This window comes from Flagellimonas sp. ABD4_174 (assembly GCF_056160185.1).
In genome coordinates, this window is sequence record NZ_JBSWWP010000001.1 from 896,051 (window position 1) to 920,309 (window position 24,259).

The window sequence follows — 24,259 nt, forward strand, 5'->3', positions numbered from 1 at the left end:
TTGAATACCTTTAAAATAATGGAACTGTTTTAAAAACAGGCCTATTTTATTAAAATACTTTTGTATCGTTCAATATTTTTGAGAGCAATTCCTGTTCCTCTTACCACAGCCCTTAAGGGATCTTCGGCAATGTATACCGGTAAATCTGTTTTTTGGGACAATCTTCTATCCAGTCCTCGCAACATGGAACCGCCACCTGCTAGATAAATTCCGGTATTGTAAATATCGGCTGCCAGTTCTGGTGGGGTCTGGGACAAGGTTTCCATAACTGCATCCTCTACCCTAAGAATACTTTTGTCCAGCGCCTTGGCGATTTCCCGATAAGAAACGTGCACTTGTTTTGGTTTACCGGTCAATAGGTCACGACCTTGAATGGATTTATCCTCTGGCGGCGACTTTAGGTCCTCTGTAGCGGAACCAATTTCAATTTTTATGGCCTCTGCCGTACTTTCACCAACATATAGGTTGTGCTGGGTACGCATGTAATAAATGATGTCGTTGGTAAACACATCTCCGGCGATTTTTACCGACTTGTCACAAACTATCCCTCCAAGGGCAATAACGGCAATCTCCGTAGTACCCCCGCCTATATCCACTATCATATTTCCTTTGGGCTGCATTATGTCCAGTCCAATACCTATGGCCGCAGCCATGGGCTCGTGGATCAAGTATACCTCTTTTCCGTTTACACGTTCTGCGGATTCACGTACTGCACGCATTTCCACTTCGGTAATTCCGGAAGGTATACAGATAACCATTCGAAGAGCCGGTGGAAACCATTTTTTCTTAAGGGCCGGAATGCTTTTGATCATCATGTTCATCATCTTCTCCGAAGCGTCGAAGTCGGCAATTACCCCGTCTTTCAATGGCCGAATGGTCTTGATGTTCTCATGGGTCTTTCCCTGCATCATATTGGCTTCGCGACCAACCGCGATTATTTTTCCTGATACGCGGTCCCTAGCTACAATGGAAGGACTATCGACCACCACTTTGTCCATATGGATGATCAGGGTGTTTGCAGTACCAAGGTCAATAGCTATTTCCTCGGTCATGAAATCAAAGAATCCCATAGAAATTGTCTGTTTTTCGGATTAACGGTAAAAAATTATCGGCTAAAGTACTAAAATTAATGTTTAAAATGCCTAGTACCAGTCATCACCATCGCCAATCCGTTTTCATTGCAGTAATCAATGCTCAATTGATCCTTTATGGAGCCGCCAGGTTGAATCACACTTTTAATGCCTGCTTTGTCCGCAATCTCTACACAGTCCGGGAAAGGAAAAAATGCATCGCTGGCCATTACGGCACCATCTAGATCAAAATCAAAGGACTTTGCTTTGTGTATCGCTTGGTTCAGAGCATCCACTCTTGAGGTTTGGCCCGTACCGCTGGCACATAATTGCCTGTTCTTGGCCAAAACTATGGTATTGCTCTTGGTGTGTTTGCATAATTTGGAAGCAAAGATCAAATCCTCTATTTCTTCGGAAGTGGGTTTTTTGTCGGTAACAGGATTTAAATCTTCTTTAGTATCGGTTTTGGAATCTTTATCCTGGACCAAAACGCCGTTCAAACAGGTTCTTACCAAAGTTTCAGGCAATTCAATTTCGTTTTGGATCAAAATAATCCTGTTTTTCTTGCCTTTCAAAATCTCCAAGGCCTCATTGGAATAGCTTGGGGCAATAACCACTTCGCAGAATAGCTTGTGGATTTCTTCTGCCGTTGCTGAGTCTATCTCCACATTGGAGATTAAAATTCCGCCAAAAGCTGAAACCGGGTCGCCGGCCAAGGCATCCACATAGGCCTGTTTAATGGTGTTTCTTGTGGCCAAACCACATGCATTGTTGTGCTTTAGAATGGCAAAAGTGGGGTCATCATTTTTAAATTCACCCATTAAATTTACCGCGGCATCCACGTCCAAAAGGTTATTGTAGGATAGTTCCTTGCCGTGCAACTTGGTGAACATGGCGTCAAAGTCGCCAAAGAAATATCCTTTTTGGTGGGGATTCTCGCCGTAGCGCAAAACCTGACCTTTGGTCTCGCTAATCTTCAGTACGGTTTCTTCTTTTTCTTGGTTGAAGTAATTGAAGATAGCAGAATCGTAATGCGAAGAAACATTAAAAGCTTTGGTCGCAAAGCGTTTACGGTCTTCCAAAGTGGTATTTCCCTTGCCTTCGGTGATTACATGTAAAAAGTCTTCGTAATCTTCCATGGAAGATACACAAAGTACATCTTTAAAGTTTTTGGCGGCGGCCCTGATCAAGGAAATCCCGCCTATATCGATTTTTTCGATGATGTCCTGTTCCGATGCTCCACTGGCAACGGTTTTTTCAAAAGGATAAAGGTCTACGATTACAATGTCCAATTGTGGAATGTCAAATTCCTTCATTTGTGAAACATCACTGTCGTTGTCCTGTCTGTTCAAAATACCACCGAATACCTTTGGGTGCAATGTTTTTACGCGACCTCCCAAAATTGAGGGGTAACTGGTAACATCTTCAACGGGTACCACATCGATACCGAGATCACGGATAAACTTTTCGGTTCCTCCGGTAGAATATAGGGTTACTCCCAATTCATCCAATTTTTTTACAATAGGTTCCAATCCGTCCTTATGGAATACGGAAATCAATGCAGAGGTGGCTTTTTTTGCGGTGCTCATGAGTGTCTTAAAAATCGATTTTTAAGCAAGCAAAAGTACTCGATTTAGCCTTAAAAAACAGTATGGTTTATCAACAAAATTGGGAAGTTTTACAGAATTTTGGCCACTTCGGCGTTGATGAATTCCAAAAAGTGTTCGTCCTCTGCAGTAAATGGATCCAATGTGTTGGAGTCAATATCGATCTGACCTACATTTTCCCCGTTTACAAACAAAGGAACAACTATTTCCGATTTTACGGTTATGCTACATGCAATGTAGTTGTCCTGGGCGGCTACATCGGGTACAACAAAGTTTTTGTTACTTTCTGCCACTTGTCCGCAAATACCTTTTCCAAATGGAATCGTAGTGTGGTCTGTGGGAGCACCGGCATAAGGCCCAAGTTTTAGTTCTCTCTTGTCGCCATTCTTAAAATAAAACCCTACCCAATCGTAATGGTCCACATTACTCCGTAAAAGTTCGCATATCTCCTCTAGTCGGTTATCTACGGTTTTGTCTCCGTTTTGGATAATTTCAAGCACTTTTGGCTCCAATGATGTTAGCATGATATTTTTTTTGCAAATGTATTCAATTGTGTATTGGTCCGTTAATGGAATATAAACTTACTTCTATAAAAGGGATAAACTTTTGTTAATACAACCAAGTAAAAATTAGAATTTGTATTTTTGTTGATTGATGAAAAAGGTTTTTTCACAAATAATATCTTTGGTCATGGCCGTTTTGGTTCTTGCTTCTACAGTCTCGTGGACGGTGGACAAGCACCTTTGTATGGGCCGTGTTATGGACATCTCCTTTTTTGCCCATGCGGAGGACTGTGGTATGGAATCTGCCATTGCCACTTTAGGTTCAGAAGATTACCAAAACCCATGTTGTGAGGACGAATCCTTTACCATAGAAGGTCAAGATCATCTAAAATTGACGTGGAGCGACCTTGACTTGGACCATCAGGTATTTTTGGTGGCATTTACGCAGTCTTACATCGACCTTTTTGTTCCGTTGGAGAAACTTCCTGTTCCCAACGAAAAATACCCGCCACCCATTTTGATCAGGGATATCCATGTTCTTGATCAGGTCTTTTTAATTTGATTTTTTTGAATTATTACCGTTAACCCGTCTCAATTTTGATTCGGGCGCAACATGTGTTGCTTAATTAGTTCTAATTCAATTAAATCCAATTAATGAAAAAATATTTGATTATTTTATGTTGTCTTCCATTTATGGCTAAGGCCCAAGACACTGTTCAGGGTATGGTAATGGAAGCCAATCCCGAAAACAAACATCTGGGTCTCCCAGGTGCCAATGTATACTGGCTGGGCTCTCCCATTGGGACTATGACCCTGGAGGATGGTACTTTTTCCATTCCTTATTCCAAAGAGTACAATAAGCTTGTTATCAGTTTTGTGGGCTTTCAGTCGGACACTTTGACCGTTAACGGTCCAAAAAGCATACATCACTGGTTAAAGCCTTCGAATGCACTGGACGAAGTCGTGGTAGAGCAAAAGAAGGAGGCCGTGCAGAAAACCTTCTTTTCCGCACAAAATGTGGTTACCGTAAATAGCGCGGAACTCTTAAAGGCGGCTTGCTGTAATCTTTCGGAAAGTTTCGAAACAAATCCAGCTATCGATGTCAACTTCAACGATGCGCTAACAGGTACCAAGCAGATTCAAATGTTGGGGCTAACCAGCCCTTATTTGTTGATCACACAGGAGAATATTCCTATGGTGCGCGGTGCATCCCAATCCTTTGGCCTTACGTTTACACCAGGAACCTGGGTGGAAAGTATCCAAATAACCAAAGGGGCCGGAAGTGTGGTCAACGGGTATGAAAGTATTTCGGGACAAATCAATACAGAGCTCCAAAAACCACTCACCGATGTTCCCATTTTTGTGAATGGTTACGCTAATTTAAATGGTAGGTTGGAGCTGAACACACATTTGAACACCACCTTGTCGGATAAATGGAGTACAGGATTGTACATTCATGGCAATCGCAGGGATTCCAAGGTAGATAACAACGATGATGGCTTTTTGGACAATCCCTTATCCAATCAAATCAATATTATGAACCGCTGGCAGTATCAAAATTTGGAAAAGGGATGGGTTAGTTTTATCAATGTCCGATATTTGAGTGATGAAAAGCAGATAGGGCAAACGGGGTTTGATCCAGATACGGATAAATTTACCACAAATGCATGGGGAAGCGAGATTGATACAGAGCGTTTTGATGGTTCTGTGAAACTTGGCTATGTGTTTCCGGAAATGCCGTTCCAGAGTTTTGGTTTCCAAGCGTCCTATAGTCATCATGCACAAGACTCTTATTATGGTTTCAATACCTACGATATTGATCATGAAAGCATCTATTCCAACCTAATGTTCAACTCCATCATAGGAAATACAAAGCATAAATTTAAAACAGGGGTTTCTTTTGCTTATGATGGTTACGATGAATTGGTGAATGGAAATGTATTTGCGCGATCCGATCGTTCTGCCGGGGCATTTTTTGAATATAGTTACACCAATTTGGCCAAGTTGAGTCTTACTGCAGGAGCGAGATTTGATACGCACAATAGACTTGGAAATTTTTTCACGCCTAGGCTTCATGTGCGCTACACGCCTTGGGAAAATGGAAGTTTTCGAGGTTCCTTTGGTATTGGTAGGCGTGCTGCCAATATTTTTGCCGAGAACCAGAGAATGTTCGCTTCTTCCAGAACCATACAGTTAAATGGAAATGGTGGTGATATTTATGGTTTTGATGCCGAAAAAGCGGTTAATTATGGTTTGAGCTTTATTCAAAAGTTTAAATTGTTCGATAGGCCTGGGGATTTCAGCGTTGATTTTTACAGAACCGATTTCGACAATCAAATTGTGGTGGATTGGGAGAATCCGAGGGAAGTAACATTTACCAATCTAGATGGTGATAGCTACGCAAACAGCTTGCAAGTGGAGCTGAACCACAGGGTGCTGCCCAATGTGGAAGTGCGAACGGCGTATAAGTTCTACGATGTAAAAACGGAGTACCAAACAGGATTGCAGCAAAAACCATTACAGGCAAGGCATCGTTTCTTTACAAATGTGGGGTACAATACCCAGCCTAAGGAAAATGGTTCACAATGGCGGTTCGATTATACCTTTAATTTATTGGGGGAACAACGTTTGCCAAGTACAGCGGCCAATCCAATGGAGTATAGATTGGGAGAGTTTGCCGATGGTTATAGTTTGATGAATGCGCAGATTACCAAAGTGTTCTCAGACAAGTTCGAAATATATGTTGGAGGTGAGAATTTAACTAATTTTAGACAGTACAATGCCGTTTTGGGAGCAGATGACCCTTTTGGCAATTATTTTGATACCACTATAGTTTATGCCCCTATTTTTGGGCGAATGCTCTATACGGGCTTTAGATTTAAAATTTAATTCGTAACACATTATACCATGAAAAAAGAAATCACAGTATTCGTAATTATGCTCATCTCCGTTGTGGGATTTGCTCAGGACAAAAACAAGAAAATGACATTCGAGGTCGATGGAAAGTGCGAAATGTGCAAAATGCGCATCGAAAAGGCTGCTTTGGACGTATCCGGAGTAAAATATGCAACTTGGGATGTGGCCTCCCACCAATTGTCGTTGGTAATGGACGAAAGAAAAACCAATAGTATGAAAATAAAGTCCGCCATTGCTGCCGTGGGTCATGATACAAAAGAATTAAAAGCGACTCAAGAAGCTTATGATGCGGTACATCCTTGTTGTAAATACAGAGAAGATAATACGGACGACAGTTCAACCCACAAAAAACACCATCGCTAATGCAGCATACATATTCCATAAAGGGAATGACCTGTATTGGCTGTGCATCTTCCGTACAAGAACAACTTTCTAAAGTGGAAGATGTGCAGGATGTGCAGGTGGACCTGGAGAAGGCGGAAGCAACCATTACCATGTCCCGGCATGTTTCAATGCAAAAACTTGAAGCTGCCCTTTCCGATAAGTATGCCATTGGTGACAAAGAGGAAAATCATACAACAAAGGATGCACCAATGGAAAAGTCCAAATGGGAACAATTAAGACCCTTGTTTTTGATTTTTGCCTATTTGTTCGCAGCGGCCATTTTGTTGAATTACCAGAATTGGAGTTTCAATAACGCCATGCTCGATTTTATGGGCTTGTTTTATATTGTATTCAGTTTTTTTAAGTTTTTGGATCTTAAAGGTTTTCCGGAAAGTTTTAGAATGTACGATCCATTGGCCAAGGCTGTGCCTTTTTATGGAAAAATGTATCCGTTTTTGGAATTGGCACTCGGATTACTTTTTTTAATGAGAGTTCAAATACCACTTGCTTTGATTTTGACCATTCTAATTTTGGGAATCACTACCTATGGGGTAACCAAATCTTTGTTGGATAAAAAAAGTATCCGCTGTGCGTGTTTGGGAACCGCGTTGAACCTGCCCATGACCGAGGCAACTTTCATAGAAAACGCTATAATGTTGGTGATGGCAGTAAGTATGTTGCTTCAATTTTAGTTAATGTTTAGCCAAATAAGATCGGCGGATTCAAAACTGAAATACATTTACTTCGGTTTTTAATTTATTGACTGATGAAACAAGCAAAGTCAAATGGAAAGTCAGCTCCAGCAAAAGCAATAAAGCCTGCTGCTAAGAAGACTGCCCAAGCTACTGGTAAAAAGAAGTAACTTGGTTTAGGCTCTCACGGAGAGCTATTTATCTGAACAAGAAAAAAACGCCCCGATGTAAATCGGGGCGTTACTATTATATTGGGATGTTTAATGATCTTACATCATGCCGGGCATACCGCCACCACCTCCCATTGGAGGCATTGCAGGGGCATCTTCCTTAATATCGGTCAATGCACACTCGGTGGTCAAGATCATTCCGGCCACAGATGCAGCGTTCTCCAAGGCAATACGGGTTACTTTTTTAGGGTCGATGATTCCTGCTTTGAGCATATCCACGTATTGATCGGATTTGGCATCATAACCGTAATCTTTTTTGCCTTCCAATACTTTGGAGATAACCACAGATCCTTCACCACCTGCGTTCTCTACAATGGTACGTAGTGGGGCTTCGATAGCTTTTGCTACAATTTGTACACCAGTGGTTTCGTCCAAAGAATCGGTTGCCAGTTTTTCGAGCACTTTTTTGGCTCTTACCAGGGCAACACCACCACCGGCAACAATTCCTTCCTCGACGGCGGCACGTGTGGCATGTAGAGCATCGTCCACACGGTCTTTTTTCTCTTTCATTTCCACTTCGGAAGCGGCACCAACGTATAGTACGGCAACACCACCGGCCAATTTGGCCAAACGTTCTTGCAGTTTTTCTTTGTCGTAATCAGACGTAGTGGTCTCGATTTGGGCTTTGATCTGTCCAACTCTAGCTTTTATGTCTTCTGCGTTTCCGTTTCCGTTTACAATGGTCGTATTGTCTTTGTCAATGGTTACGGTCTCGGCAGTACCCAACATGTCCAACGAGGCATTTTCCAAAGAGAAACCTCTTTCTTCTGAGATAACCGTACCACCGGTCAAGATGGCAATATCTTCCAACATGGCCTTTCTTCTGTCTCCAAATCCGGGAGCCTTTACAGCGGCAATTTTAAGTCCACCTCTCAATTTGTTCACTACCAAAGTGGCTAGGGCTTGGCCCTCAACATCTTCGGCGATGATCAAGAGTGGTCTTCCGGATTGTGCTACGGGTTCAAGAATGGGAAGAATTTCCTGTAAGTTGGAGATTTTCTTGTCAAAAAGGAGGATGTAAGGATTCTCCAGATCAGCGATCATTTTATCGGTATCGGTAACAAAGTATGGCGATAGGTATCCTCTATCGAACTGCATACCTTCCACTACGTCCACGTAGGTGTCGGTACCTTTGGCCTCCTCTACGGTGATCACACCTTCTTTGCCTACTTTGCCGAATGCTTTGGCGATCAAATCACCAATGGTATCATCGTTATTGGCAGAGATCGAAGCTACTTGCTTGATCTTGTCGGAGTTGTTGCCTACTTCTTTGGTTTGTTTTTCTAGGTCGGCCACCAAGGCTTCAACAGCTTTGTCGATACCTCTTTTCAAATCCATTGGGTTGGCACCTGCAGCAACGTTTTTTAGCCCTTCTTTTACGATAGCTTGGGCCAAAACGGTTGCAGTAGTGGTACCGTCACCTGCTTGATCGTTGGTTTTGGAAGCAACTTCCTTAACCATTTGTGCACCCATGTCTTCAAGGGCGTCTTCCAATTCGATTTCTTTCGCAACGGAAACACCATCTTTGGTTACTTGGGGCGCACCAAAAGATTTACTGATGATAACGTTTCTACCTTTTGGCCCCAAGGTCACTTTTACGGCCTCGGCCAATTTATCAACGCCACGTTTAAGTCCGTCACGTGCTTCAATATCAAACTTAATATCTTTTGCCATTTCTTTCTAGTTGATTTTTTAATTAAACAATTGCCAAAATATCGCTTTCGCGCATCATCAAATAGTCGGTGCCATCGAGCTTGAGTTCGGTACCGGCATATTTTCCATAAAGAACGGTATCGCCTACCTTAACGGTAACTTTTTCGTCCTTGGTCCCGGGGCCAACTGCCACAACGGTTCCCTTTTGTGGTTTTTCCTTTGCGTTGTCCGGGATAATGATACCGGAGGCAGTTTTTGTCTCGGCCTGTAGAGGCTCGATCAAAACCCTGTCTGCCAATGGTTTGATATTTACTTTAGCCATATTTAAAATTTTAGATGTTTGTTTTAAAAATTCTGGTATCTAAAAGACAGAAATTGTGCCAATGGAAAAAAACTGACATTCTGTAAAACAAAAATGCCAGCTTGTCATTTCAAGCTGGCATTTTTTATGCTTTGTCACTTATACTATCCGATAGTGTCCGTTGGACTCGGAGTAGTTGCTGGTACTTGTTCCGGTACTTCTTCTGGAATGGTCTCGGGAATTTCGGTATCGTCCCCTTGAAGTAGTTTGGAATCTGCTTGACTATAACTTCCTTTTAAGGAAACATTGGAAAGCAATATTAAAACGATCAACAAAGTGGCCAACGTCCAAGTACTCTTGTCCAAGAAGTCGCCTGTCTTTTTTACACCACCAACAACTTGGTTGCCACTTCCGCCAAAAGAAGAGGACAAACCTCCACCTTTAGGATTCTGGACCATAATGACCAAGACCAACAAAAGGCACACGATAATAATCAGTACCAAAAAAATTGTAAACGTGCTCATTTCTTATCTTTTTCTTTCTGCAGCTTCTTCACCGCCTGAATTTGGTCTGCAAAGAAACCACTTTTTTCTGGATATTTCAAACTCAATATTTTAAAAGCTTGAATGGCCTTTTTGTACTTTTTCTGCTCCAAATAAACCTTGGCCAAAGTCTCTGTCATCAATTCATTTTTATCAATTCTTGTAGACTCTTTTATGTTGACTTTTGGGTTGGTTTCCTTGGGGACAATTTTTGGATTGTTTTCTATAAACTTGTCCAACAGCTCAAATTTTTTCTTACGCTCCAGTTCCTCCATAACATCAGCTTGGACTTCTTCGGTTTCCTCTGAATTCGACGTTAATTGGAGCCACTCGGTAAAGGAGTGTTTCTCTTTTTTGGTAAAAGTTAGGGGTTTGCCCAATTGCAAATCGGTACCGGTGTCTTTTTCTGGTTCGGTGCCCTCTTTTTTCTCTTTTTGCGGCGCAACCGATTTAAAGAGTTCTGGGTTCAGGATCTGTTCGGCATCGTTTATATTCTGTGGAAGTGCTGGTTCATTGGATTCGGTCAGCATGCTAACCGTATCCGGATTGGGCTCAATCTCTTCGGAGACGGCTTCCTGGTCTTCGAGTTTGGAACCGCGCCCGGCAATGGCATTGGCAATATTGTTCTGGATAAACTCTTTGGAGGTTATATAATCAAAAAGTACGTCCCTGTCCGCAGTATAGGCGGCCGTTACTTTTAATGCACTGTTATATTTGTAGCTGTCCAGATTTTTAAGCCCTTTTAAGTGCAAAGCCCGTGCTGCTTGGAAATAGGGGTATTCCTCAATAATATCCTCCAGTTCCCTGGTTTGTTTTGGGGACAGGATGGTATTCGAATTTTGAAGAATTTGTATAAAATCTGAAACGTTCATAAAGTGTTACCAATTTCCCAAAGATGCATTAAAAATATCTTGGGTTAGTCGTTCAAAAATTTCTTCGTGTGCTGCGGCCTGTACCGAGGTCAGCGAGGCTGCGGCATCAAAATCGTAAAAGAAGGAAAACCGTCTTTCAAAATCTGAATCTTCTTTGGTGGTATTGTAAAACCGGACATTAACGCTCATGGTCAATCGGTTTTGAGCTGTTAGCTGGTCAGCTGTCGCTGTCATGGGAACGACCTTGTATTCCACGATTTCGCCTTCGTACATTAGATCACCATTGCTGCCGGTAAGTGATAGACTGGTAAGATCGTTGATCATATCCTGTAGTGCCAAAGTAAAATCCCTGCCCAGTCCGGGTACGATCACCGAGCCAGGTGTTTGGTCGGCATAGTTTTGGAAAAAGTTGACCTGGAAACTTTGCGCGGTACCTATATCGGCTCCAGAAAAGTTATAGGCACCACAACTCTGCAAGAAAAATGCCAGTCCCAGCATGGCAAACTTAATTCCGTTTTTTTGCATCAATTTCATGAATTGCTCATTTGTAATTTAAAGATCGTACTGCTTTATTTTTCGGTAGAGCGTTCTTTCGGAAATACCCAGTTCGGAGGCTGCCGCTTTTCGTTTTCCTTTATTGCGCTCCAGTGATTTTTTTATCAATTCGATTTCTTTTTCCTGTAAAGATAGGGTTTCTTCTTCTTCAATTTCCTCTGCAAAATGGTACCTGTCCTCCTGTGCTTGTTGCTGTATTGGGGTAGGGGCGGTCGAATCTACCACCGGCTCCGGAAGATGCAATAATTCTGTGGATAGGCTTTCTTCGTGTTCAATATCTTCCTCATCTTGATTGCCGTAGATTTTTCGGATTAGCCCTTCGTTCTCCCGTTGAACTTTATTGGAGTCGTTGTCCTTTAATAGTTCCAAGGTCAATTTTTTAAGATCGTTTAGGTCGCCTTTCATATCAAAAAGCACTTTGTACAAAATCTCGCGTTCGTTGCTAAAATCACCTTCTTTTTTGGATTGTTCAACTACCGCAGGTAAGTTGGAACCGCTTGCATTGGGCAAATAACTGTTCAGTGTTACTGCAGAAATGTTGCGTTCTTCCTCCAGGACGGATATTTGTTCCGCAATGTTCCGTAATTGACGGATGTTGCCCGGCCATCGATATTTTAATAAGAGTTGAATGGCATCTTCCTCTAAACGAATCGTTGGCATTTTGTATTTCTGGCCAAAGTCCGAAGCAAATTTTCGGAACAATAAATGGATGTCCTCGCGTCTCTCTCGAAGTGGGGGCAAATTAATTTCAACAGTGCTCAATCTGTAGTAAAGATCTTCACGGAATTTTTCTTTTTCTATGGCTTCGAACATGTTGATGTTGGTTGCCGCTACGATCCTAACGTTTGTTTTTTGAACTTGCGATGACCCAACTTTAAGAAATTCCCCATTTTCCAACACCCGAAGCAGTCTTACTTGGGTGGTCAAAGGTAGTTCTCCAACCTCGTCCAAAAATATGGTACCGCCATCGGCCACTTCAAAATAACCGCTGCGTGTTTGTGTAGCTCCTGTAAAAGCCCCTTTTTCGTGTCCGAAGAGTTCGCTGTCTATGGTGCCCTCTGGAATTGCACCGCAGTTTACCGCGATGTATTTGGCATGTTTGCGGTGCGAGAGCGAATGGATTATTTTAGGTATGGATTCTTTACCAACACCACTTTCGCCAGTTACTAGAACCGAAATGTCGGTCGGGGCAACTTGTATGGCCTTTTCGATGGCTCTATTGAGCTTAACGTCGTTGCCAATAAGCTCGAACCTTTGTTTTATGGATTGAACACTCTCCATGGTTAATTGTTCTTAGAATATGCAATAGCCTCGCCGATTAGGGTGGCAGAGGTGCATTCATTGATTTTTACGTTCACAAAATCACCGACTTTGTAATGTTCCTTTGGGAAAACTACAACAGTGTTTTGCGAGTTTCTGCCCATCCAATGGGTATCTGATTTCTTGGAGGTCCCTTCGATAAGGACTTCCTCGATTTTACCCAAATGTTGCTGGGTTCGATAGTGGCTATGTGTTTGTTGGAGTTCAATTATTTCGGTAAGACGTCTTTTTTTGATGTCTTCTGGAATATCGTCCTCCATTTTACGTTCGGCGAGTGTTCCCGGGCGCTCGGAGTAGGCGAACATAAATCCAAAATCGTATTTTACGTATTCCATTAAGCTAAGGGTATCCTTATGGTCTTCTTCCGTCTCGGTGGGGAATCCCGTGATCATATCTTGGCTAATGGCGCAGTCCGGAATAATTTTTTTGATATTATCTATCAATTCAAAATACTCCTCACGGGTATGTAAACGGTTCATCGCCTTTAAAATTCGATTGCTCCCGCTTTGAACCGGTAGGTGGATATACTTGCAGATGTTCTCGTATTTGGCCATGGTCTCGATTACATCCAGGGTCATATCCTGTGGGTTCGATGTGGAGAAGCGAATACGCATTTTTGGTTGTGCTTGGGCAACAAGCTCCAGCAGACCGGCAAAATTTACCGAAGTGGCCTTTTGCATGTCGGTCGCTTTATCAAAATCTTTTTTTAGTCCTCCACCATACCAGAGATAGCTATCTACGTTTTGACCTAATAGCGTAATTTCCTTGAAACCTTTCTCCCAAAGATCGTTCACTTCTTCCAAAATGGATTGTGGGTCACGGCTGCGCTCTCTACCACGCGTAAAGGGTACTACGCAAAAAGTACACATGTTGTCGCAACCACGGGTTATGGAAACAAAGGCGGAAACCCCGTTGGAGTTTAATCGGACGGGGGCAACATCGCCATAAGTCTCATCTTTGGAAAGGATTACGTTTACGGCATTTCTGCCTTCGTCTATTTCTTGGATAAGGTTGGGCAAGTCTTTGTAGGCATCCGGCCCAACGACCATATCCACAATTTTTTCTTCTTCCAAAAATTTGCTTTTCAGTCGTTCCGCCATACATCCAAGAACACCTACCTTCATATTGGGTTTGGTTCGTTTTACCGCATTAAACTTTTCCAAGCGTTTACGAACGGTCTGCTCTGCTTTTTCGCGAATGGAGCAGGTGTTTACCAAAACCAAATCGGCATCGTTCAGGTTTTGGGTGGTATTGAATCCCTCTTTGGCCAAAATGGATGCTACGATTTCGCTATCGGAAAAATTCATCTGGCAGCCATAGCTCTCTATGTACAGCTTTCGTCCGTTATTGTTGTTGTTTTCCAGCGACAAGGTGCTTCCTTGTTGGCTTTCGTCTATTATTTTTTCCACGCTCTTTTCCTCTGTCATAAATGTTTCAACAAGTTGCAAAGATAGTGCTTATTACATTTTAGTGACAATTTGGCAGTGTTTTTTAATAATATATTGAGATATTCTCTGTTAGTGTTACCTTCAAACCAAGAAACCAACTTGTTTACCTATGAACTATATCCATCTTACGGAAAGAATTAAGCAGAGTGCAGCCGTGGACTTTGGGAGTGTTTTGAACAATTCCGTTGAGCTCTTCAAAAAGGTATGGTTGCAAGGATTTATTGTACTGATCATAACCTTTGTGAGCATACTCCCGTTTTATCTCTTGATATATTTGCCGATGATCGTTATGGGCATAAGTGACCCGAGCTCATTGGAGCAGCAAGAAATGCCTCCTGCTTTTGCGGGGTTCATGGTATTGTTTATGCCAATATTTATTCTTGGTGTGATGATGGTTGGCATCTGCTTGAACGCTGCTTTTTTAAGAATTTGTAGAAAGTACGATTTAAACGAAACAGGCAAGGACGACTATTTTTATTATTTTAAGAAGGAATATCTGGTCAAGGCTTTATTGCTTTCCCTGTTTATGTTGGGTTTATCCCTTTTAGGTGTGCTTACCTGTGGGTTGGGTATTTTTTATTTAATAGTGCCCATATCCTTGTTTCCGGCTTTTTTTGCTTTTGACAAAGAGCTTTCTGCACTGGAAATAGTAAAATCCGGATTTGCTCTTGGAAACAAAAATTGGCTAATGATTTTTTTATTGGTACTTGTCTCTGGATTGATTGCCCAACTGGGTGTTGTGCTATGTTTTGTAGGTGTGTTTTTTACAGCTATGTTCGGTAAAATCCCTATTTATTTTGTTTACAAGGACACCGTAGGTATTTCTATGGATGCATAAATTATGTAAAAAACGCCCTTAATTAAGGGCGTTTTTTTAAAAAAGATTTATTCGTTTATGGGGTAGAGATCATTTTTATTTGATTTTGATCCACTTTTTGATTGATCAGCGTAGCTTGTTTTTGCACCAAAGCGTTCAGAGCATTGATCTCTTGGTCGAGTTCCTTGGAGACTTCCACAAAAAACTCTTGGGCCTGTTGGGTCGGTTTTTGGTCTCCCCGTTGAGAATCTACCATTAAAAAGGCCAACCTATTATTAATTCGGATGCCATAATTCAATGGGTCTTGTCTACTTTGGTTTTTGGTCATGTGGATATTGTTTTCTATCACTGAAAGCTCGGTTTCAAAATCTTTGGCCATCTTTTGCAATTCTTTATCGTTCTTGGTTTTTTCCTTTAAGTAGGCCAAGTCCTTTTTAATACTTCGGATATTGATAATGGCCTTGTTGGCACGGGAAACTTGATCCCGCACTTTCATTACAAAATCAAATTGATCTTGAAAATCAGCTTGGCTCAATGCTATCCTTGGGTCTTTTACAATGTTGAACGGTTGCTCCATGGATTTTCCATTCACAGTAAGTTTGGCCCTATAAGTGCCAGGTACCGCTTTGGGGCCTATGTTCGGGGAAGAATAAAAGACCATTCCCTTAAATTCTTGAAAACCGGGATATCTCATATTCCAAATAAAACGATTGCCTCCCTCGGAAACATCTAATTTTTGAGTCGATGTCGGGTCCAATTTGTCCGGCTTGGCATAGTTGGAGAAGCTTTGGACAACATTGCCGTTGGATTCCAAAATCTCCATGGTAACGGTATCGGTTTCTTTTAATGTTTTAAGGTAAAAGTTGATGATGGCACCATCAGGATGATTTTCCCCTACCAATTTAGTGTCGGGCTTTCTCCAAGCACGATTCTGATGCATTCTATATGCCATATCCGGTTTGTAGAGGTAAAAGTCACTGTTTGCCACGTCTTCGGATAACTGTTGAAGCGGTGTTAAGTCATCTATCATCCAAAAACTTCTTCCGTGGGTTGCGGCAATCAGGTCGTTGTCCCTTACATGAAGGTCCCTAATGGAGGTAACGGGCAAATTAAGTTGGAACGGTACCCAGTTTTTCCCATCGTTGAACGAAACATACATGCCCCACTCCGTGCCGGCGTACAATAAACCTTCGCGGACCTTATCGGAACGTATGGCCCGCGTATAATAATTCTCCTTGATGCCATTGGTGATCAATGTCCATGTTTTGCCATAATCATCGGTTTTATATAAATAAGGAGTGTAATCGCCAAACTTGTAGGAAGTGGCGGCAACATATACGGTTCCGGGCTTGAAAGGGCTAGCATCTATGCAGTTGATCATATTCAATTTTGGGGACATGGATGCCGGTGGGGTAACGTTTTCCCAGGTTGTTCCATTGTCGCGGGTTACGTGGATCAATCCGTCGTCGCTACCGGTCCAAATAACATCTTTTTCCAGGATTGATTCCGTAATCACAAAAACATTGGAGTAAAATTCTGCGCCTGTATTATCCTGTGTAATGGGTCCTCCGGATGATTCGATGGTCTCGGGAATTCCTCTGGCCAATTCTGGAGAAATGGTTTTCCAGGATTGACCTCCATCCGTAGTGGCATGCAAATAGTTGGAGCCAGCATAAAGTACATTAGGGTCGTGTCGGCTAAAAGTCAATGGGTAGTTCCAGTTGAAACGGTACTTCATTACCTCGGCCCCGGAACCAGCAGGGTTGTCTGGCCATATGTTGGTGGAAATCGTTTGTCCGGTAGTATGGTCCAGACGATTCATATATCCCTTGTAAGTTCCCCCGTATACCAACTGGTTGTTCTTGGGGTCCGGGGCTAAATGCGCACTTTCGCCGCCTGCGGTAGGTTCCCAATCTGCTTGGGTGATTGCCGAACCAGCGGAGCGATGGTAAATTCGTAATGCGGTATTGTCCTGTTGTGCCCCGTATATTCTGTATGGAAAAATACTGTCCGTAGCAATTCGATAAAACTGCATTGTGGGCTGGTTATAATAAGTAGTCCAATTATTTCCGCCATCATTGGAGATTTGGGCTCCCCCGTCATCGGCAATGATCATTCTTTGATTATTGTTCGGGTCTATCCAAAGATCGTGATGATCCCCATGGGGCGCATTTTTTAGGGTAAATGTATTTCCACCGTCTGTGGAAACGCCGTAACTCACATTCATCACCCAAACCTTGTCAATGTTTTGGGTATCGGCATAAATCCTACTGTAGTACCAGGCACGTTGTCGGAGTCCTCTGTTTTCGTTTACTTTTTTCCATGTGGTTCCAGCATCATCAGAACGATAGACACCTCCATCTTCCGCTTCTATAATGGCAAAAACTCTGTCAGAATCAATTGGGGAAACCGCAATGCCAACTATTCCCCAAGGAAATCCTGGTAACCCTGAGTTTTCAGAAATATCTTTCCAAGTATCACCACCATCTGTACTTTTGAACATTCTGCTATCTGGGCCACCACTGTCCATACGGTAACCGTTTCGTTTCATTTCCCATGTGGCAGCATACAGAATTCTACTGTTGTTAGGATCCATGATCAGGTCGCCCGCACCAGCTTTATCGCTGATGTATAAAATCTTTTCCCAGTTTTTGCCTCCATTGGTGGAACGAAAAACACCTCGTGTCTCGTTTGGTTTCCAAAGATTTCCAATGGCCGCCACATACACAATGTCCGGGTTTTTGGGGTGGATGCGAATACGAGCAATGTGCTCAGAGTCTTTCAGTCCAATGAATTCCCAAGTCTCCCCGGCATCCATACTTTTCCAAAGCCCGTGTCCCGAGGAAACATTTCCTCTAAGGGTCTGTTCTCCTTCGCCTACATAAATAATATTAGGGTCGGATTCCGCTACCGCTACTGCGCCAATGGAGCCTCCAAAATAACCGTCGGAAATGCACTCCCACGAGTTTCCCGCATCGGTGGTTCTCCATACACCGCCACCGGCAGTGCCCATATAATAAAGATTGGGGTCGTCGATTACACCTGCGACCGTACCGGCACGTCCACCTCGGTGGGGTCCCAGCATCCTCCATTCCATGCCACTATAAAGGGACTCATTGAATTGGGGCGTGTTATTTTTGTTTTTTTTGCGTTGCGCTTGCGAGGGATAAAAAAAGAGTACAGTCAGTACCAAAAAAAGAATGCGGTTGGTCATCAGAATAGGATTATTGAGTTAGTCCTTCTAAAAATAACAATTATTTTACCTCCATTTGCCATCACATATACATTAATATCAATAGGGTTGTTTTCTCGATGATTTTATTTGAATTTATGATGAAATCGATACCGGTAAATGCCGATGTTTAAATTTTAATATACTTTTGTTGTCACAAAACCCAGTGCATGCCAAAGAATTTAGTTATTGTAGAGTCCCCCGCAAAGGCAAAGACCATTGAACGGTTTTTGGGAAAAGATTTCCAAGTAGAGTCAAGTTTTGGTCATATCGCAGATCTTCCATCCAAGGAACTTGGTGTTGATGTTGAAAACGATTTTAAGCCAAAATATACCGTGGACAAGGAGAAGAAGGCCTTGGTGAAAAAGCTTAAGGATTTGGCAAAAAAAGCGGAGACCATATGGCTGGCCAGTGATGAGGACCGCGAAGGAGAGGCTATATCTTGGCATTTGGCAGAGGAGCTTGGTTTGGACAAAGACAAGACCAAACGGATTGTGTTTAATTCGATTACCAAATCGGCCATTCAAAAGGCAATAGAAAACCCAAGGGACATCAACTACAATTTGGTGAATGCACAACAGGCCAGAAGAGTGTTGGATCGACTGGTGGGGTATGAGCTTTCCCCGGTACTTTGGAAAAAAATAAAACCAGGACTATCTGCAGGTAGGGTACAGTCCGTGGCTGTTCGGTTGATTGTAGAGCGTGAACGTGAGATAGAGGCATTCAGACCAGAAGCATCGTTCAGGATAAAGGCTGAATTTAAGACAGATGGAGGGAGTACTTTTGCTGCCAAGTTAAATAAAACCTTTCCAACAAAGACCGAAGCTGAGAGTTTTTTAAAAGAAAACATAGGGGCTGACTTTTCGGTTTCCGATCTGGCCAAAAAGCCTGCTAAAAAATCACCTGCCGCACCATTTACCACATCCACATTGCAGCAGGAGGCATCACGGAAGTTATATTTTTCGGTAAGCCGAACCATGCAGGTAGCACAACGTTTGTACGAAGCAGGTCTTATTACCTACATGAGAACGGACAGCGTAAATCTGTCCAACGAAGCCATTGCCGCGGCAAAAGAGGCAATTCTGGACAATTATGGCGAAAAGTATAGTCAGACCAGAAATTTTACGGGCAAGACCAAAGGTGCACAGGAGGCCCACGAAGCCATTCGGCCAACCGATATGAAATTACAGTCGCCGCAATTAGAGCGCGATCAGGCCAAACTATACGAGTTGATTTGGAAACGTACCTTGGCTTCTCAAATGAGCGATGCCCAATTGGAACGTACCAATGTAAAAATACAGGCAAGTACCCATAACGAAGAATTCTCCGCGAACGGCGAGGTGGTTAAGTTCGATGGTTTTCTAAAAGTTTACCTGGAGGGAACCGACGATGAAGATGGGGAAGAGCAAGAAGGAATGTTGCCTGCCATGGTTGTGGGCGAGGCATTACAAAATGTCTACATTTCCGCAACTGAAAGATTTTCGCGTCCGCCTTACCGCTATTCCGAAGCTTCTTTGGTGAAGAAATTGGAAGAATTGGGAATCGGCCGTCCATCTACCTATGCCCCAACCATATCGACCATTCAAAATAGGGGGTATGTGGAAAAAGGAACCGTTGAAGGATCGGAACGCAAATATGTACAGTTGGTTCTGGAAAATGGAAAAGTGTCCGATAGCCAACTCAGTGAAATGGTTGGTTCCGAGAAAGGAAAAATAGTGCCGACCGATATAGGGATGATCGTAAACGACTTTTTGGTTACGCATTTCACCCAAATTTTGGATTATAATTTTACAGCACAGGTCGAAGAGGATTTTGATGAAATCGCATCGGGTGATGAGGATTGGCAGGAAATGATGAAAAATTTCTATAAGGATTTCCATCCCAATGTATTGGAGGTGGAAGAAAACGCCGAACGTGCCAGTGGCGAGCGTGTGTTGGGCACCGATCCAAAATCGGGTAGGCAAGTATCCGTTCGTTTGGGTCGTTTTGGTCCCATGGTCCAGATTGGTACCGTGGACGACGAGGAAAAGCCGGAGTTTGCCAGTTTGCTGCCCGATCAGTCCATTGGAACCATTACTTTTGAAGAGGCGATGACGCTTTTCGAACTTCCACGTAAACTTGGCGTTTACGAGGGTGAAGAAGTTGAGGCCAATGTAGGGCGCTACGGTCCATATGTAAGGTTCGGGAAAAAGTTCATCTCTTTGGACAAAGGCGAAAGTGCTTTCGATGTAGATATGGATAGGGCCATTGAACTGATCCAGGCAAAACAGAGAGCCGATGCCCCAATTGCCGCCTACGAAGGAAAAGATGTTACCAAAGGTAAAGGTAGGTTCGGTCCTTTTATAAAATGGGACGGTATGTTCATCAATGTGAACAAGAAATACGATTTCGACAATCTTTCCGATGGCGATATTGCCGAATTGATAGAGGCCAAAAAGAAAAAGGAGGCAGAAAAACTCGTTCAAGAATGGCCCGAGGAAAAAATCAGGATAGAAAAAGCGCGTTGGGGAAGACACAATATTATAAAAGGTAGGGTAAAAGTGGAGCTCACCAAAGATGTGGACGCAACCAAAATAACATTGGAAGAAGCACAGGCGCTATTGGAAAAGAAATCACCAAAGAAAAAAGCCAAGACAAAAGCAAAAGCTAAGAAATAATATGGCCTTCGATTTTCTGGTTCCGGTCAAGGACAAAGTATTGGCACATTCCGAATTGCTGCCAGAACAAGCATTGGGCAAAAACATTCACGTACACACCGAACAGGATGGACTTCCGGTATTTGCACATGCCGATGTTGCCATATTTGGTGTATTGGAATCCAGAAACGCATTCGAAAAAAAACCCGAGAAACTTGATCTCGACGAGGTGCGGATCCAGCTTTACCGTTTAATGATGGGCAACTGGAATTCCACCATAATCGATATTGGCGATGTGGAAGAAGGTAATACGGTAGAAGATACATACTTTGTAGTAAAGGAAATTGTAGCGGGCCTATTGGAAGAGAACATTATTCCAATTGTACTGGGGCTTACCCAAGATATAACCTTTCCGACCTACCGTGCTTTCGACAAGATCAAGAATATGGTAAACTTGGTCTCCATTGATAGTAGATTCGACTTCGGGGAGGATGATGAGTTGATTTCATCCCATTCCTACATGAGCAAGATCATTACGGACAAACCAAATAATCTTTTTAATTTTTCAAATATTGGGTATCAAAGTTATTTCAATGCCCAAGAAGAGAAAGACCTGATGGAGCGTTTGTTTTTTGATGCCTATCGCTTGGGCGAGATCGCTTCAAACATAGAATTGGCCGAACCAGTGTTGCGCAGTAGCGATATTGTAAGCTTGGATCTAAGGGCGATACGGGCAAGCGAAATGGGAATGGCCCGTAATTTTTCCCCCAATGGCTTTACCGGTAGGGAGATTTGTGCCATTGCCCGTTATGCGGGTATAAGTGACAAAGTATCGCTTTTCGGTATCTACGAAGGCGAAAACTCTCATCAGGCATTTCAGATGATCGCCCAAATCATTTGGTATTTTATAGAAGGACTGAGCTATAGAATAAAGGAATATCCCAGTTCCAAGAACGAAGACTTCACAAAATTCACCGTACCTACAGATACGGAAGAACTTATCTTTTACAAAAGCCACATTACAGAAAGGTGGTGGGTAGAAGTACCAACAATTTTAGCGGAACATACTAAAACAAATTCGGTGGCGTTATTACCATGCACCGAAGAGGACTATTTGGATGCTTGCAACCAAAACATTCCCGAAAGGTGGTTCAAAGCTTACAGAAAAGGCTTGAACTAAATAAATTAATTTTTGACCATTAATTGTTTTTAACACAATAATTTATTCAAAAATCAGTTTTGAGAATAATGAACCTGTGTATAACAGTTATAAATCTTGAATCGAACAATTTAACCTAAAGTATGAGAAAGCTATTCTTGTCATCTATAGCACTTGTTTTTTTGCTTACCAGTTGTGGCTCTAAATCAAAGTCAAAAGGTGAACTAGTTGGGGTAAGGGGAAAAAAATGGCATCCAGAAAAACCCTATGGAATGGAACTGATTCCCAGAGGCGCCTTTGTAATGGGTAAAGCCGAAGAGGATCAGGCAAAAGTATTGAACGCTCCCACAAGAACGGTAACCGTACGTTCCTTTTACATGGACGATACGGAAATCACTAATAGTGAGTACCGTCAGTTCGTGGAGTGGGTCAAAGATTCCATTGTACGGACCAAATTGGCCATTTTGGCCGATGAGTTGGGCATTGGTCCAGAAGATGAAGGTATTGGAGAGTACGCTTTTAAAGATACCGATACCACGGAACTTTCGGCATACGATAAATATATGCTCGACAATTATGCGGGACTGGGAGCCACCGGTTACGAAGGCCGTGCATTGAACAAAGATGTAGACCTTGTTTGGGATACCTCCGAGTACCCCGACGAGTATTACTCCGAAGTAATGGATTCCATGTACCTTCCCGAAGAGGAAAGCTACAATGGTTTAAGGAGTATTGATGTTACCAAAATCAAGTACAAATACAGCTGGATGGACATCGAAGCTGCTGCCAGAGCTAGAACGGGCAGCAGAAAAGACTTCATAAAACAAGAAGAATTGGAAATTTATCCGGATACCACCGTTTGGATCCGAGATTTTGAATACAGCTACAACGAGCCAATGCACAACGATTACTTTTGGCACGATGCCTACAGCGACTATCCTGTGGTAGGGGTAAACTGGATGCAGGCCAAGGCTTTCTGTAACTGGAGGACCAAATTCAAGAACGACGATCAAAAAAGTCGTGGAAAGCAGTTTGTAAACCAATTTAGATTGCCAACAGAGGCCGAATGGGAATATGCTGCAAGAGGAGGTATCGAAGGGGGAACATATCCTTGGGGAGGACCTTACGTAATAAGCGATACAGGTTGTTTTATGGCCAATTTTAAACCACAGCGAGGGGATTATGCGGCAGATGCTGCCCTGTATACCGTAGAAGCAAAATCTTTTGAGCCAAACGACTACAACCTTTACAATATGGCAGGTAATGTTTCAGAGTGGACCAATTCCAGCTTTGATCCAGGGGCCTACGAATATCTGTCCACAATGAACCCGAACATTGGTTCACAGGACAATCAAAGAAAGGTAATCCGTGGCGGGTCTTGGAAGGATGTTGCCTACTTCCTACAAGTAAGTACAAGGGATTACGAATACCAGGATTCGGCAAGAAGCTACATTGGCTTTAGAACGGTTCAGGATTATATGGGAGAGGAAGACTCCACAAGAGGTCAAGGATTACCTGACTAATTAAAATTCAACTAGGGGAACATTATATAAATAACAAGTAAAAGTAGTAACCAAATACTTATTTATATAACTTAATTAAAACTAGAATTATGGCGCAGTCAAAATCAACAAAAAAACTGTTTAACATGGCCTACGGGCTAGGAGCATCGGTAGTAATTATTGGTGCATTGTTCAAGATCCTTCACTGGGAGTTCGGACCACTTACAGGTGGACTTCTTCTTGCCGTTGGACTTATTACCGAAGCATTGATCTTTGCTATCTCTGCATTTGAACCAGTAGACGACGAGTACGATTGGTCTTTGGTGTACCCAGAATTGGCTGGAGGACAACAGAGTGCTTCCAAAAAACAAGAAGCCAAAGATGCCCAAGAAGCCGAAGGTCTTCTTTCCAAGAAATTGGACAACCTACTTAAAGAAGCTAAAATCGATTCCGACCTTTTTGCCAATTTGGGTGAGAGTATCAAGAGTTTTGAAGGTGCCGCCAAGAATATCACTCCTACAACAGACGCTATTCAGCACACTAAAAAATACTCTGAGGAATTGTCTCATGCAGCAGCACAAATGGAGTCTTTGAACAGCTTGTACAAAGTACAGTTGGAAAGCGCTAGCAGACAAGCTTCCATCAATGAAGAAGTGGTACAGAACGCAGGTGCCTTGAAAGACCAAATGGAGTCTTTGGCCACTAACCTTTCATCTTTGAACGGAGTGTACGGTGGTATGCTTACAGCCATGGGCGGAAAAAACTAATTAGAGGTTTTTGATCAACAAAAAACAAAACCAAATCAAATTAATTATTAAAC

At 42.6% G+C, this 24,259-nt stretch carries 20 protein-coding genes; 9 read left to right on the forward strand and 11 right to left on the reverse strand.

Features of this window, described 5'->3' with window-relative positions:
• Window positions 1–41 precede the first annotated feature (41 nt).
• The 3 genes from ACXAFK_RS03925 to ACXAFK_RS03935 form a co-directional block, all read right to left on the reverse strand.
• Window positions 42–1,070, reverse strand: a complete 1,029-nt coding sequence (locus ACXAFK_RS03925) for a rod shape-determining protein (RefSeq protein ID WP_224836367.1) — start codon at window positions 1,068–1,070, stop codon at window positions 42–44.
• 56 nt (window positions 1,071–1,126) lie between these two features.
• A complete protein-coding gene (purH, locus tag ACXAFK_RS03930) occupies window positions 1,127–2,659 on the reverse strand; it encodes a bifunctional phosphoribosylaminoimidazolecarboxamide formyltransferase/IMP cyclohydrolase (RefSeq protein ID WP_252080662.1) in 1,533 nt (510 codons plus the stop codon).
• Between the two features lie 89 nt (window positions 2,660–2,748).
• A complete protein-coding gene (locus tag ACXAFK_RS03935) occupies window positions 2,749–3,201 on the reverse strand; it encodes a GAF domain-containing protein (protein WP_224836369.1) in 453 nt (150 codons plus the stop codon).
• Window positions 3,202–3,331: 130 nt separating this feature from the next.
• Here ACXAFK_RS03935 and ACXAFK_RS03940 point away from each other — a divergent pair, with 130 nt between their 5' ends.
• From ACXAFK_RS03940 to ACXAFK_RS03955, 4 genes are all read left to right on the forward strand, one after another.
• The gene (locus tag ACXAFK_RS03940) at window positions 3,332–3,742 is read left to right on the forward strand and encodes an HYC_CC_PP family protein (protein WP_474956881.1); all 411 of its coding nucleotides are present in this window, start codon (window positions 3,332–3,334) and stop codon (window positions 3,740–3,742) included.
• 92 nt (window positions 3,743–3,834) lie between these two features.
• On the forward strand, window positions 3,835–6,069 hold the full coding sequence (locus ACXAFK_RS03945) for a TonB-dependent receptor (RefSeq protein ID WP_474956882.1): 2,235 nt from the start codon (window positions 3,835–3,837) through the stop codon (window positions 6,067–6,069).
• A gap of 18 nt (window positions 6,070–6,087) precedes the next feature.
• Window positions 6,088–6,459 (forward strand): heavy-metal-associated domain-containing protein, encoded by a 372-nt coding sequence (locus ACXAFK_RS03950; RefSeq protein ID WP_338196822.1) that lies wholly within the window; start codon window positions 6,088–6,090, stop codon window positions 6,457–6,459.
• Entirely contained in the window at window positions 6,459–7,172 is a 714-nt protein-coding gene (locus ACXAFK_RS03955) for a heavy-metal-associated domain-containing protein (protein ID WP_474956883.1), read from the forward strand. Before ACXAFK_RS03950 ends, ACXAFK_RS03955 begins: the two co-directional genes overlap by 1 nt.
• 269 nt (window positions 7,173–7,441) lie before the next feature.
• On the opposite strand, the gene groL is transcribed toward ACXAFK_RS03955, so the two are convergent.
• From groL to miaB, 7 genes are all read right to left on the reverse strand, one after another.
• The gene (gene groL / locus ACXAFK_RS03960; RefSeq protein ID WP_224836374.1) at window positions 7,442–9,076 is read right to left on the reverse strand and encodes a chaperonin GroEL; all 1,635 of its coding nucleotides are present in this window, start codon (window positions 9,074–9,076) and stop codon (window positions 7,442–7,444) included.
• Between the two features lie 22 nt (window positions 9,077–9,098).
• Window positions 9,099–9,377, reverse strand: coding sequence for a co-chaperone GroES (locus tag ACXAFK_RS03965; protein WP_119640084.1), 279 nt, complete (start codon window positions 9,375–9,377; stop codon window positions 9,099–9,101).
• Window positions 9,378–9,520: 143 nt separating this feature from the next.
• Window positions 9,521–9,880 (reverse strand): preprotein translocase subunit SecG, encoded by a 360-nt coding sequence (secG, locus tag ACXAFK_RS03970; protein ID WP_224836376.1) that lies wholly within the window; start codon window positions 9,878–9,880, stop codon window positions 9,521–9,523.
• A complete protein-coding gene (locus ACXAFK_RS03975) occupies window positions 9,877–10,770 on the reverse strand; it encodes a hypothetical protein (RefSeq protein WP_474956884.1) in 894 nt (297 codons plus the stop codon). Before ACXAFK_RS03975 ends, secG begins: the two co-directional genes overlap by 4 nt.
• 6 nt (window positions 10,771–10,776) lie before the next feature.
• The gene (locus ACXAFK_RS03980) at window positions 10,777–11,295 is read right to left on the reverse strand and encodes an LptE family protein (protein WP_474956885.1); all 519 of its coding nucleotides are present in this window, start codon (window positions 11,293–11,295) and stop codon (window positions 10,777–10,779) included.
• Between the two features lie 27 nt (window positions 11,296–11,322).
• Window positions 11,323–12,606 (reverse strand): sigma-54 interaction domain-containing protein, encoded by a 1,284-nt coding sequence (locus ACXAFK_RS03985; protein WP_224836379.1) that lies wholly within the window; start codon window positions 12,604–12,606, stop codon window positions 11,323–11,325.
• A 2-nt stretch (window positions 12,607–12,608) separates the two neighbouring features.
• Window positions 12,609–14,054 (reverse strand): tRNA (N6-isopentenyl adenosine(37)-C2)-methylthiotransferase MiaB, encoded by a 1,446-nt coding sequence (gene miaB / locus ACXAFK_RS03990; RefSeq protein WP_474958149.1) that lies wholly within the window; start codon window positions 14,052–14,054, stop codon window positions 12,609–12,611.
• Between the two features lie 148 nt (window positions 14,055–14,202).
• On the opposite strand from miaB, the gene ACXAFK_RS03995 reads away from it, so the two are divergent.
• A complete protein-coding gene (locus ACXAFK_RS03995; protein WP_474956886.1) occupies window positions 14,203–14,931 on the forward strand; it encodes a hypothetical protein in 729 nt (242 codons plus the stop codon).
• Window positions 14,932–14,986: 55 nt separating this feature from the next.
• On the opposite strand, the gene ACXAFK_RS04000 is transcribed toward ACXAFK_RS03995, so the two are convergent.
• Window positions 14,987–18,124 carry a WD40/YVTN/BNR-like repeat-containing protein gene (locus ACXAFK_RS04000; RefSeq protein ID WP_474956887.1) on the reverse strand — a complete coding sequence of 1,046 codons (3,138 nt, stop codon included), beginning with the start codon at window positions 18,122–18,124 and terminating at the stop codon, window positions 14,987–14,989.
• Between the two features lie 188 nt (window positions 18,125–18,312).
• On the opposite strand from ACXAFK_RS04000, the gene topA reads away from it, so the two are divergent.
• From topA to porL, 4 genes are all read left to right on the forward strand, one after another.
• Window positions 18,313–20,799, forward strand: coding sequence for a type I DNA topoisomerase (topA, locus tag ACXAFK_RS04005; protein WP_474956888.1), 2,487 nt, complete (start codon window positions 18,313–18,315; stop codon window positions 20,797–20,799).
• Between the two features lies 1 nt (window position 20,800).
• Window positions 20,801–21,958 (forward strand): formimidoylglutamase, encoded by a 1,158-nt coding sequence (locus tag ACXAFK_RS04010; protein ID WP_224836383.1) that lies wholly within the window; start codon window positions 20,801–20,803, stop codon window positions 21,956–21,958.
• Between the two features lie 122 nt (window positions 21,959–22,080).
• Window positions 22,081–23,460 carry a T9SS ring complex lipoprotein PorK/GldK gene (gene porK, locus ACXAFK_RS04015; protein ID WP_224836384.1) on the forward strand — a complete coding sequence of 460 codons (1,380 nt, stop codon included), beginning with the start codon at window positions 22,081–22,083 and terminating at the stop codon, window positions 23,458–23,460.
• Window positions 23,461–23,549: 89 nt separating this feature from the next.
• Window positions 23,550–24,206, forward strand: a complete 657-nt coding sequence (porL, locus tag ACXAFK_RS04020; RefSeq protein WP_224836385.1) for a type IX secretion system motor protein PorL/GldL — start codon at window positions 23,550–23,552, stop codon at window positions 24,204–24,206.
• Window positions 24,207–24,259: the final 53 nt, after the last annotated feature.

Excerpts from the sequence above, each read along its gene's own strand:
- ACXAFK_RS03980 (WP_474956885.1), bottom strand. The coding sequence starts at position 11,295 with ATGCAAAAAAACGGAATTAAGTTTGCCATGCTGGGACTGGCATTTTTC.
- ACXAFK_RS03965 (WP_119640084.1), bottom strand. The coding sequence starts at position 9,377 with ATGGCTAAAGTAAATATCAAACCATTGGCAGACAGGGTTTTGATCGAG.
- ACXAFK_RS04000 (WP_474956887.1), bottom strand. The coding sequence starts at position 18,124 with ATGACCAACCGCATTCTTTTTTTGGTACTGACTGTACTCTTTTTTTAT.
- porK (WP_224836384.1), top strand. The coding sequence starts at position 22,081 with ATGAGAAAGCTATTCTTGTCATCTATAGCACTTGTTTTTTTGCTTACC.
- ACXAFK_RS03995 (WP_474956886.1), top strand. The coding sequence starts at position 14,203 with ATGAACTATATCCATCTTACGGAAAGAATTAAGCAGAGTGCAGCCGTG.
- groL (WP_224836374.1), bottom strand. The coding sequence starts at position 9,076 with ATGGCAAAAGATATTAAGTTTGATATTGAAGCACGTGACGGACTTAAA.
- ACXAFK_RS03985 (WP_224836379.1), bottom strand. The coding sequence starts at position 12,606 with ATGGAGAGTGTTCAATCCATAAAACAAAGGTTCGAGCTTATTGGCAAC.
- ACXAFK_RS03945 (WP_474956882.1), top strand. The coding sequence starts at position 3,835 with ATGAAAAAATATTTGATTATTTTATGTTGTCTTCCATTTATGGCTAAG.
- porL (WP_224836385.1), top strand. The coding sequence starts at position 23,550 with ATGGCGCAGTCAAAATCAACAAAAAAACTGTTTAACATGGCCTACGGG.
- ACXAFK_RS04010 (WP_224836383.1), top strand. The coding sequence starts at position 20,801 with ATGGCCTTCGATTTTCTGGTTCCGGTCAAGGACAAAGTATTGGCACAT.
- ACXAFK_RS03950 (WP_338196822.1), top strand. The coding sequence starts at position 6,088 with ATGAAAAAAGAAATCACAGTATTCGTAATTATGCTCATCTCCGTTGTG.
- secG (WP_224836376.1), bottom strand. The coding sequence starts at position 9,880 with ATGAGCACGTTTACAATTTTTTTGGTACTGATTATTATCGTGTGCCTT.
- ACXAFK_RS03940 (WP_474956881.1), top strand. The coding sequence starts at position 3,332 with ATGAAAAAGGTTTTTTCACAAATAATATCTTTGGTCATGGCCGTTTTG.
- ACXAFK_RS03925 (WP_224836367.1), bottom strand. The coding sequence starts at position 1,070 with ATGGGATTCTTTGATTTCATGACCGAGGAAATAGCTATTGACCTTGGT.
- purH (WP_252080662.1), bottom strand. The coding sequence starts at position 2,659 with ATGAGCACCGCAAAAAAAGCCACCTCTGCATTGATTTCCGTATTCCAT.
- topA (WP_474956888.1), top strand. The coding sequence starts at position 18,313 with ATGCCAAAGAATTTAGTTATTGTAGAGTCCCCCGCAAAGGCAAAGACC.
- ACXAFK_RS03975 (WP_474956884.1), bottom strand. The coding sequence starts at position 10,770 with ATGAACGTTTCAGATTTTATACAAATTCTTCAAAATTCGAATACCATC.
- ACXAFK_RS03955 (WP_474956883.1), top strand. The coding sequence starts at position 6,459 with ATGCAGCATACATATTCCATAAAGGGAATGACCTGTATTGGCTGTGCA.
- ACXAFK_RS03935 (WP_224836369.1), bottom strand. The coding sequence starts at position 3,201 with ATGCTAACATCATTGGAGCCAAAAGTGCTTGAAATTATCCAAAACGGA.